This is a genomic window from Pseudomonas sp. SF2, from assembly GCF_036858055.1.
Lineage (GTDB): Bacteria > Pseudomonadota > Gammaproteobacteria > Pseudomonadales > Pseudomonadaceae > Aquipseudomonas.
This window is the reverse complement of sequence record NZ_JAMBDI010000009.1, coordinates 277,701-285,680: the sequence shown is the minus strand read 5'-3', so window position 1 is coordinate 285,680 and position 7,980 is coordinate 277,701. Positions and strand designations below refer to the sequence as shown.

General features: G+C 60.0%; 8 protein-coding genes. All 8 read right to left on the bottom strand.

Annotation, left to right across the window (positions count from 1 at the left end; all coding sequences use genetic code 11):
- Positions 1 to 422: 422 nt before the first annotated feature.
- Positions 423 to 1,034, bottom strand: coding sequence for a protein-methionine-sulfoxide reductase heme-binding subunit MsrQ (gene msrQ / locus M2S36_RS07080; RefSeq protein ID WP_207834435.1), 612 nt, complete (start codon positions 1,032 to 1,034; stop codon positions 423 to 425).
- Entirely contained in the window at positions 1,034 to 2,047 is a 1,014-nt protein-coding gene (gene msrP / locus M2S36_RS07075) for a protein-methionine-sulfoxide reductase catalytic subunit MsrP (protein WP_333956875.1), read from the bottom strand. The genes msrQ and msrP overlap by 1 nt, the downstream gene beginning before the upstream one ends.
- 79 nt (positions 2,048 to 2,126) lie before the next feature.
- Positions 2,127 to 2,978, bottom strand: coding sequence for a CDP-diacylglycerol--serine O-phosphatidyltransferase (pssA, locus tag M2S36_RS07070; RefSeq protein WP_003250045.1), 852 nt, complete (start codon positions 2,976 to 2,978; stop codon positions 2,127 to 2,129).
- Between the two features lie 150 nt (positions 2,979 to 3,128).
- Complete coding sequence (gene ilvC / locus M2S36_RS07065; protein ID WP_013974255.1) at positions 3,129 to 4,145, bottom strand: ketol-acid reductoisomerase; 1,017 nt, start codon at positions 4,143 to 4,145, stop codon at positions 3,129 to 3,131.
- A gap of 55 nt (positions 4,146 to 4,200) precedes the next feature.
- Complete coding sequence (ilvN, locus tag M2S36_RS07060) at positions 4,201 to 4,692, bottom strand: acetolactate synthase small subunit (RefSeq protein WP_003250040.1); 492 nt, start codon at positions 4,690 to 4,692, stop codon at positions 4,201 to 4,203.
- Position 4,693: 1 nt separating this feature from the next.
- Positions 4,694 to 6,418: an acetolactate synthase 3 large subunit gene (locus tag M2S36_RS07055; protein WP_207834424.1), complete on the bottom strand. Its 1,725-nt coding sequence runs from the start codon at positions 6,416 to 6,418 to the stop codon at positions 4,694 to 4,696.
- Between the two features lie 408 nt (positions 6,419 to 6,826).
- Positions 6,827 to 7,159 (bottom strand): YqcC family protein, encoded by a 333-nt coding sequence (locus M2S36_RS07050; protein ID WP_207834413.1) that lies wholly within the window; start codon positions 7,157 to 7,159, stop codon positions 6,827 to 6,829.
- On the bottom strand, positions 7,159 to 7,977 hold the full coding sequence (locus M2S36_RS07045; RefSeq protein WP_267955817.1) for a tetratricopeptide repeat protein: 819 nt from the start codon (positions 7,975 to 7,977) through the stop codon (positions 7,159 to 7,161). The genes M2S36_RS07050 and M2S36_RS07045 overlap by 1 nt, the downstream gene beginning before the upstream one ends.
- Positions 7,978 to 7,980 lie beyond the last annotated feature (3 nt).

Here is a 7,980-nt window from a genome sequence, read left to right as displayed (position 1 = left end):
AGAAACTCGTTTGACTTCAAACACTTGACTCGCTGCGATCTCTCGTAGCGGGAGGCGAATAATACAGCGTTTAAAACCGCTGTCAACCTTCATCTCAACCGCCATCGATCATTTGATCGAAGCCCTTTCAGCACCTTCCGAATCGTCTAACTCGTTGAATTTCAAGGAGTTTGTCGTTCCGTTGTCGCTGGAAGTGGGGCGCATTATAAGGGGATTCGGATGGGCGTCAACCTTTAATTTCAAGAAATTGAAATATAAGAGAAAAAGACCGTTTCAGGGCCACCAGGTGCTTGCCACAAGCCTTGCTGCGCCTGTGAGATCGAGCGCCGCCCGCGCGGCGCTCGATCTCACAGGCGCCAGAAGACTAAAGGCAGGCACATCTCGAATCCAACTCAATTTCATGACAGGCCCCCAACAGCCCCTCAAACCGCCTTCCCCTGCCTCCGAGCAAGCTTGGGAAGCACCCGCGAAACCACAGGAACCCGCAACGCCATTAACACAACACCAATAAAGGCATAAACAGCCCACTCCCGCAGATCCGAGCGCACGATCCACAGAAAATGCAGCAAACCCAACCCAAGTATCACGTACACCAACCGGTGCAGCTTCTTCCACCTCGCCCCCAACCGCCGCTGGCTATACCGATTCGAGGTAACCGCCAGGGCCAGCAACCCGAGAAACCCAAGCGCACCCACAATAATGTAAGGCCGCTTGCGCAACTCCACCGCCAACTGCCCCCAATCCAGCCCAAGGATAAAGAACAGATAAGCCAGGATGTGCAGCACGATATAGGCAAACACCCACAGACCCAGCTGCCGGCGCACCACGATCCAGCCAGACCAGCCCGTCAGTTTCTGCAGCGGGGTCATGCTCAAGGTAACCAGCAGAAAGGTCAGCGCCCCGAGCCCAAGGCGGTCCATCATGATCTTCCCGGGATCAGGCCCCAGCAGATTCATCGCTGCCTCATACAACCACCACACCGGGAACAGGCATCCCACGACAAAGATGGCCAGACGAAACCAGGGGTAACGCATCAATAGTTCTTCCGCAGATCGAGCCCGGTATACAGCGACGCCACTTCATCGGCATAGCCATTGAACATCTGGGTTTCCCGCACATTGGGACTGAACAGCCCGCTGGGCAGCCGCCGCTCGCGCGCCTGGCTCCAACGCGGGTGGTCGACCGTCGGGTTCACATTGGCATAGAAACCGTATTCATCCGGCGCCAACCCTTCCCAGGTGGTGCCGGGCTGGTCGGCCACCAGGCTGATACGCACGATCGACTTGATGCTCTTGAAACCATACTTCCACGGCACCACCAGCCGCAACGGCGCACCATTCTGACTGGGCAGCTCCCGGCCATACATCCCGACCGCCAGGATCGCCAACGGATGCATCGCCTCGTCCAGGCGCAAGCCTTCTCTATATGGCCAGTCGATCAAGGCGAACCCCGAGCGCTGCCCCGGCATGTGCTCCGGATCCTTCAGGGTTTCAAAGCGCACATAACGCGCCCTGGAAGTCGGCTCGACCTGCTTGAGCACCTGCGCCAACGGAAAGCCCAGCCACGGAATGACCATCGACCATGCCTCTACGCAACGCAGCCGGTAGATGCGCTCCTCAAGCTGGTACGGTTTGACGAAGTCCTCCAGCGCATAGCGCCCGGGCTTACCCACTTCACCATCGACCACAACGCTCCACGGTTCGGTTTTCAGGCTGTCGCCATTGGCCGCCGGGTCGCCCTTGTCGGGCCCGAACTCATAGAAGTTGTTGTAGTGGGTGGCATCCTTGAACGGCGTGATTGCCTCCCCCTTGACCGTTACTGCCTGCCATTGCGTGGCCGCAAGCTTTTCATTGAACCAGCCCGGCGCCTTGCCCGCCTCGACATCGGCGTAACGGCTGGCCTCGACCGCGCGCGTCATGCCCGGCAAAGCGCCCAGGGCCAGGCCGGCCAACGAGCCACCCAGCAGGGTACGACGGGAGAGGTAGATGCCTTCGGGGGTGATCTCCGACGCCTTGCACTCGGAAGACCTGGGTAGCTTGATGAGCATGAGCGGCTCCACAGCACTGGATAACGGATGTACCAGTAAGACTATGGAGCCGGCGGGTTATTCCAGCATTAAATGATTGTCACGCTTTGCGACGACGTGCCTTCAGCAGGAACTGGATCGGCCCCGAAGCCGCATAGGCAAGGAAGATCAGCAGCAGGATACGCGGCGGGTCGCTGAACACCACGGCAAACACCAGCACCACGGCCAGGATCGCCACGAACGGCACACGGCCCTTGAGGTCCAGTTCCTTGAAGCTGTTGTACTTGATGTTGCTGACCATCAGCATGCCGGCAGCAGCCACCAGCAGTGCCACCAGGAACGACAGCTTGGAGCCCTGGATGCCGTAGTCACTGAACGCCCACACGGTACCCGCGACCACGCCCGCGGCAGCCGGGCTGGCCAGGCCGATGAAGTAGCGCTTGTCGGCGGTGCCGACCTGGGTATTGAAGCGTGCCAGGCGCAGTGCTGCACCGGCCACATAGATGAAGGCGACCATCCAGCCGACCTTGCCCATGTCGCCCAGCGCCCAGCCAAAGGCCAGCAAGGCCGGAGCCACACCAAAGGCGACCATGTCCGACAGCGAGTCGTACTCGGCACCAAAGGCGCTCTGGGTGTTGGTCATGCGCGCGACACGGCCGTCAAGGCCGTCGAGCACCATGGCCACGAAGATGGCGATGGCAGCAAAGGCAAAGTACTTGCTCGCCTCGCGCGGGTCACCGGCGCTCAGGGCGCTCTGCGCGCTCATCGAGCTGATGATGGAATAGAAACCGGCAAACAGGTTGGCGGTGGTAAAGAGGTTGGGCAGCAGATAGATGCCGCGATGGCGCACCTTGCGCCCTTCGGCGTCATGCCCTTCTTCAACGTGCTCATCGACAGGTAGCAGGCTTTCGGCGTCGGAGGGCTTGTTCGGCTCTTCGGGACGTTCGCTCATGGAGGGTACCTTGCAACAGGATGGAAAATGTTCGACACGGGCCTGCAAAACAGGTTCTGACGGCAAGCCACTGGTCTGCTTTATACCAGAAGCTGACTGCCAGAACGAAAAAACGCGGCCGAAGCCGCGTTTTTCATCTTTCGACAAGACTTAGTTCTTGGTCTTGTCGACGATTTTGTTAGCCGAGATCCACGGCATCATCGAACGCAGTTGCTCGCCGATGATTTCGATGCCGTGAGCGGCGTTGTTACGGCGCTTGGCGGTCATCGATGGGTAGTTGGTAGCACCTTCGGAGATGAACATCTTCGCGTACTCGCCGTCCTGGATGCGCTTCAGGGCGTTGCGCATGGCCTTGCGGGATTCTTCGTTGATGACTTCCGGACCGGTTACGTACTCACCGTACTCGGCGTTGTTGGAGATCGAGTAGTTCATGTTGGCGATGCCGCCTTCGTACATGAGGTCAACGATCAGCTTCAGCTCGTGCAGGCACTCGAAGTAGGCCATTTCCGGCGCGTAGCCAGCTTCGACCAGGGTCTCGAAACCGGCCTTGACCAGCTCGACGGTACCGCCGCACAGAACGGCCTGCTCACCGAACAGGTCGGTCTCGGTCTCGTCCTTGAAGGTGGTTTCGATGATGCCGGTACGGCCGCCACCTACGCCCGAAGCGTAGGACAGGGCGACGTTCTTGGCGTTGCCCGAAGCGTCCTGGTAGATAGCGATCAGGTCAGGGATGCCGCCGCCTTTCACGAACTCGGAACGCACGGTGTGGCCAGGGGCTTTCGGCGCGATCATGATCACGTCGAGGTCGGCACGCGGAACGACCTGGTTGTAGTGGATCGAGAAGCCGTGGGAGAAGGCCAGGGTAGCGCCCTTCTTGATGTTCGGCTCGATTTCCTGCTTGTACAGCTGGCCCTGGAATTCGTCCGGGGTCAGGATCATGACCAGGTCGGCAGCAGCGACGGCAGAGGCAACGTCGGTCACTTTCAGGCCGTGGGCTTCTGCCTTGGCAACGGTGGCCGAACCTTTACGCAGACCGATGGTGACATCCACACCGGAGTCCTTCAGGTTGCACGCCTGAGCGTGGCCCTGGGAACCGTAACCGATGATGGCGACTTTCTTACCCTGGATGATGGAAAGGTCGCAGTCTTTATCGTAGAAAACTTTCATGAAAATACCCCTGGTTATATCTCGGCCCCTGCGGAGCCATCGCTAATTTTTGAATTTAGATGCTGAGCACTTTGTCGCCACGGGCAATGCCGGTAACGCCGCTGCGCACGGTTTCGAGAATCGATGCAGTGCCGATCGCCTGGATGAAGCTGTCCAGTTTGTCGCTGGTGCCGCTCAGCTGTACGGTGTACACGCTGGCGGTCACATCGACGATCTGGCCACGGAAGATATCCGTGGTGCGCTTGATCTCGGCGCGCTGGGCACCGGTGGCCTTGACCTTGACCAACATCAGTTCACGCTCGATGTGAGCGCTTTCCGACAGGTCGACGAGCTTGACCACTTCGACCAGCTTGTTCAGGTTCTTGGTGATCTGTTCGATCACTTCGTCATGGCCAACGGTGGTCAGCGTCAGACGCGACAGGGTCGGGTCTTCGGTCGGCGCCACGGTCAGGCTTTCAATGTTGTAGTTACGCTGGGAGAACAGGCCGACCACACGGGACAACGCACCTGGTTCGTTTTCCAGCAGCAGGGAAATGATGTGCCGCATATCAGGTACGCTCCGTCTTGCTCAGCCACATGTCACGCATCGAGCCATCCTTGATCTGCATCGGATAGACGTGCTCACTGCGGTCAACCGCGATGTCGATGAACACCAGGCGGTCCTTCATCGCAAACGCTTCTTCCAGCTTCGGCTTGAGGTCCTTCAGGCTGGTGATGCGGATACCCACATGGCCATAGGCCTCGGCCAGCTTGATGAAGTCAGGCAGCGACTCGACGTACGAGTGCGAGTGACGACCGTTGTAGGCCATGTCCTGCCACTGGCGGACCATGCCCAACACACCGTTGTTCAGGTTGACGATCTTCACCGGCAGGCCGTACTGCATGCAGGTGGACAGCTCCTGGATGTTCATCTGGATGCTGCCTTCGCCGGTCACGCAAGCAACGTCCTGGTCCGGGAAGTTGAGCTTGACGCCCATCGCCGCCGGGAAGCCGAAGCCCATGGTGCCCAGGCCACCGGAGTTGATCCAGCGGTTCGGCTTGTTGAAGCGGTAGTACTGCGCCGCGAACATCTGGTGCTGGCCCACGTCGGAGGTGACGAAGGCATCGCCATTGGTCACTTCGCACAGGGTCTCGATGACTTTCTGCGGCTTGATGACATTACCGTCGCCCTTGTCGTAGGGGAACAGCTCGCCATTGCCACGCCATTCGTCGATCTGCTTCCACCAGGCATCCAGCGCCGCCTTGTCAGGCTGCTCGCCGATTTCCTTGAGGATGCCGAGCATTTCGCTGAGCACGCTGTCGACCGGGCCGACGATTGGCACATCGGCCTTGATCATCTTGGAGATCGACGCCGGGTCGATGTCGATGTGGATGATCTTGGCGTTCGGGCAGAACTTGGCCGGGCCGTTGACCACGCGGTCGTCAAAGCGGGCACCGACGGCGAAGATGACGTCGGCATGGTGCATGGCCATGTTGGCAGTGAAGCTGCCGTGCATGCCGAGCATGCCGAGGAACTGGCGGTCGGTACCCGGGAAGCCACCCAGACCCATCAGGGTATTGGTGACCGGCAGGTTCAGCGACTTGGCGATATCGGTCAGGGCTTCGGAGCCACCACCGAGAATCACGCCGCCACCGGAGTAGACGATCGGGCGCTTGGCCGCCAGCAGCATCTCGGCCGCCTTGCGGATCTGGCCGGAGTGGCCGCGTACCGCCGGGCTGTAGGAGCGCAGCTTGACCTTTTTCGGGTAGACGTATTCGAACTTCTCGGCCGGGTTGGTCATATCTTTTGGAATGTCGACCACGACCGGACCTGGGCGACCGGATTGCGCCAGGTAGAATGCTTTTTTCAGAACTTCGGGGATTTCGCTGGCATGTTTGATCATGAAGCTGTGCTTCACGATCGGCCGCGAAATACCGATCATGTCGGTTTCCTGGAAGGCATCGGTCCCCACCATGGTGCTAGGCACCTGGCCGGACAGGATGACCATCGGAATCGAATCCATGTAGGCGGTGGCAATACCGGTAATGGCATTGGTCGCGCCCGGGCCGGAGGTTACCAGCACCACGCCGGCCTTGCCGGTGGCGCGGGCGTAGCCGTCCGCCATATGGGTAGCTGCCTGCTCATGACGAACCAGGATGTGCTCGACTTCCGGTTCCTTGAACAGCGCGTCGTAAACATGCAGGAGAGCACCACCAGGGTACCCGTAGATGTGCTTAACGCCTTCGTCACGCAAGAAGCGGACGACCATCTCAGCGCCAGATAAAAGCTCCACGTTGTTCACCTCTAAAACGCCAGAATACCGCCCTCACTGGACGGGTCTTAATAGGTTTACTGCCAAGCAGAGCATGAGCGAACGTCAGCACTGACTGAGCAAGTATTGGGAGCGCCCCAGAGTGTTGCGGGGTTTTCCCACCCAGCGCGAGGTAACGCGTTGCGGGGTGTAACAGGTCGGCGCGGGTGTGCGCCTCATGATCTGCTTAGCGGGTCTGCTTCTGGCAGTCCCTCTACAGCGGAGATTGGATTCTTCTGATTCGGCGCCAACAAGTCAAGAAAAATTATTGCCAATTTTTCCCCAAGATGAATTCCTGCCACCACTAAAAATCGCTTCAGCAGCAGAATTAATAAGATTTCCATAAAAAAGGGCCACAATCTGCGGCCCTTGAAGGAAAAACTGAAGAAATCAGGCGGAAGGAGCAATCAATTGGTCAAATGCTGCCAACAGGCGGCGCAGCTCACGACTTTGCTCTGGCCGGTCGGTAAACACGGTTTCGGCCATGACCAGGATGCCGGAGGCGTTGGGCAGCGGCTGACCCAGCTCGATGATGATCTTCATGCGCGGCAGGAAGATCCATTGCAGCCACTGCTCGAAACTGAGGGTATCGACAGCGAAAGGCACCGTACTGGCCAGTGCCTCATCGCTGGGTGGCTCGTCACCCCACCAGCCTTGCACCTGCAGTTCACGCTCGATCAGCATCAGGTGGTCGGCAATATCCAGAATACGCTGCTCGATCATCACGAATTGACCCGGGCCTTTTGCCGGGCCAGGGCGGCGCCAGCGCTGTCACCCTGCTTTTCGCGGGCCTGGGCGATGGTGTTCCACAGCTCGGCCTGCAGGCTCGGGCGGCCGTTGGCGTAAGTCAGGGCGCGACGCGCCAGCTGCTCGGCCTGCGGCGCATCACCTTGCGACAGGCGCACCTGGGCCAGGCGGTACAGCACCTGTGGCTCGCGCGGGGCAATGCGCTGGGCGCGCTCCAGGCTCGAGGCGGCACCGTTGAAGTCACCACTGCCCTGCTGCGTCTTCGCGGTAGTCAGCAGCGCCAGCACCGGGCCGTCCAGTTGCTCATCGGCCGACAGGCCACCCGCAGCAGCGCTGCTACGTGGGATACCGGTTGGCGCACTGGTGCTTTGCGAAGCGCTGTTCATCGCCGCGATGTCGAAGGGTTCGTCGGCGATCGGGTTGGGGTTGGTGGTCATCGGTGCCGAACCGACCGGCGCTGTAGTGATCGGTCCGGAGGTGATCGGCCCCGGGGTAATCGGCGAGGTGCTGATCGGCGCCGCGCCATTGGCCGCCGGGAACGTCTGGATGCCCGAAGCGCCAGCGCCCTGGGGGATCATCACGGTGACGCCGGAATCCTCAGGCAGCGTTTGCGCCTGCGCGGTGCCCGCGTTATAGCCACCCGCAGAGCGGTTGGCCGTCACGCGTTCACTGTTGGACACGCGGGTGCTCGAGTCGACCACCGGAATATTGCCGCGCGGGACGCTGGCGCACCCCTGGAGCACCGCCAGCGCCGTCACGGCAGGAAACAGCCACTTGTTCACGTCACACCTCATCAA

Coding starts and splice junctions, on each gene's coding strand:
- msrQ (WP_207834435.1), bottom strand. CDS start 1,034: ATGCGTTACCCCTGGTTTCGTCTGGCCATCTTTGTCGTGGGATGCCTG.
- msrP (WP_333956875.1), bottom strand. CDS start 2,047: ATGCTCATCAAGCTACCCAGGTCTTCCGAGTGCAAGGCGTCGGAGATC.
- pssA (WP_003250045.1), bottom strand. CDS start 2,978: ATGAGCGAACGTCCCGAAGAGCCGAACAAGCCCTCCGACGCCGAAAGC.
- ilvC (WP_013974255.1), bottom strand. CDS start 4,145: ATGAAAGTTTTCTACGATAAAGACTGCGACCTTTCCATCATCCAGGGT.
- ilvN (WP_003250040.1), bottom strand. CDS start 4,692: ATGCGGCACATCATTTCCCTGCTGCTGGAAAACGAACCAGGTGCGTTG.
- M2S36_RS07050 (WP_207834413.1), bottom strand. CDS start 7,159: ATGATCGAGCAGCGTATTCTGGATATTGCCGACCACCTGATGCTGATC.
- M2S36_RS07045 (WP_267955817.1), bottom strand. CDS start 7,977: ATGAGGTGTGACGTGAACAAGTGGCTGTTTCCTGCCGTGACGGCGCTG.